Below are 1,872 nucleotides of genomic sequence, written 5' to 3' on the forward strand. Positions count from 1 at the left end.
AACCGTTAAAGAGTTTAATTGGGCAGATATTCAAGGGTGTATGACCTCAGTATCAGTTCCTCTTTCTAGTGGCGGAACGGTTAGAAGTTATCGTCTAGAGTGTGTGGTATGTGAGCCTAATACCACTAAAGTGATTGATCACTTTTTGTTGGCTGCTGATACCAGTTTAGGTTATGAGGAATGGATGTGGATAAATAGCTATATGGCTTTTTCTGATAATAATTTGGATGCCGAATTTATGCCAGAAGAAGACTTTACTTGGCCAATCAAAGTCAACTGGCCAGAAGAAATCGACAAAAAATCCAAAGCCAGCTCGCTTGAAGAATATCAACAAATAGATGCCGAATATAAAAAGTTAGGAAATAAATAATGCCATCCAAATATCAGCCGCAAGTGTCATGCTGGCGCGAAGATTTGCACAAAGGTGTATATACAACGCAATTGCCTTTAAGTAATAATAAAAAATTACGTTATGCTAATGATGATTATTGTGAATTTTCAAGACGAACTACAGGATGGGGGAAAATTGGCCGTTTAATTACAATGATTTGTCTTTTTTTAACTATGATTATGATTTTATTTGTATTGTATATGGTAACGCCAGGTATAGTTGAGGATGAAATAAGAAATAAACTTATACTTATACCAAGTTGTATTGTATTTATTTATGTTGCTTATATTTTAATTCAGCTTTTTTTCTATCTGCTATATGCCCCCGAGGATTGCCCCATACGTTTAAACCGAAAAACAGGTAAGGTTTATATTTATGACCATTTTTTATTGTATTTTGGATCATGGGCTACCTTTACTCGTTCTCCCTTTAGAGCCAAAGAGATAACCGTTAAAGAATTCGATTGGGCAGATATTCAAGGAGTAATGAGTTCAGTTTCGGCACCTACGGGCAGTGGCGGTATCGTCAGAACTTACCGTATTGAATGTGTGATATGCAAACCTAATACTACTAAAGTAACCGATCATTTTATTCTGTCTACTCATAATTGCCTAATCTATGATGAATGGATGTGGATAAATAGCTATATGGCTTTTTCTGATAATAATTTGGATGCCGAATTTATGCCAGAAGAGGACTTTACTTGGCCAATCAAAGTCAACTGGCCAGAAGAAATCGACAAAAAATCCAAAGCCAGCTCGCTTGAAGAATATCAACAAATAGATGCCGAGTATAAAAAGTTAGGGAATAAATAATGCCATCAAAGTACCAACCGCAAGTGTCATGCTGGCGCGAAGATTTGCATAAAGGAATATATACAACACAATTACATTTAAGTAATAATAAAAAATTACGTTATGCTAATGATGATTACTGTGAATTTTCAAGAAGATTCACAGGGATGAGATTTTTTTTTCGGTTGGCGACTATTTTTTTTTCATCAATAGTTATTTTATTTTTAATATTTGCGCTCTATTTTACTTTGCCAAGTGTTTGGATGGGAACTAAACATAGAGCACTATTATTAATATGTTGTTTTATAGGTGTTTTTTTGGTTTATTTTTTCTTTCATATGTTTTTGAGTGTTATTTTTTCTCCTGAAGATTGCCCAATACGATTAAATCGTAAAACAGGTAAAGTTTATATTTATGATCATTGCCTTTTATATTTTGGCTCATTAAGAACGTTTACTTGCTCACCTTTAAAAGCAAAAGAAATTACAGTTAAAGAGTTTAATTGGGCAGATATTCAAGGGTGTATGACATCGGTATCAGTTCCTCTTGGGAGTGGCGGAATGGTTAGAAGTTATCGCCTAGAGTGTGTGGTATGTGAGCCTAATACCACTAAAGTGATTGACCACTTTTTGTTGGCTGCTGATACCAGTCTAAGTTATGACGAATGGATGTGGATAAATAGCTATA

The 1,872-nt window shown here is 34.6% G+C and carries 3 protein-coding genes; all 3 read left to right on the forward strand.

Features of this window, described 5'->3' with window-relative positions; genetic code table 11:
* On the forward strand, positions 1-370 hold a 370-nt coding region (locus A9G45_RS14445), incomplete at its 5' end, for a DUF6708 domain-containing protein (protein WP_218057075.1).
* The gene (locus tag A9G45_RS08280) at positions 370-1,206 is read left to right on the forward strand and encodes a DUF6708 domain-containing protein (protein WP_065568005.1); all 837 of its coding nucleotides are present in this window, start codon (positions 370-372) and stop codon (positions 1,204-1,206) included. The genes A9G45_RS14445 and A9G45_RS08280, both read left to right, overlap by 1 nt.
* On the forward strand, positions 1,206-1,872 hold a 667-nt coding region (locus A9G45_RS08285; RefSeq protein ID WP_065568006.1), incomplete at its 3' end, for a DUF6708 domain-containing protein. The genes A9G45_RS08280 and A9G45_RS08285, both read left to right, overlap by 1 nt.

It is taken from the genome of Gilliamella sp. HK2, from assembly GCF_001690265.1.
GTDB lineage: Bacteria > Pseudomonadota > Gammaproteobacteria > Enterobacterales > Orbaceae > Gilliamella > Gilliamella apicola_C.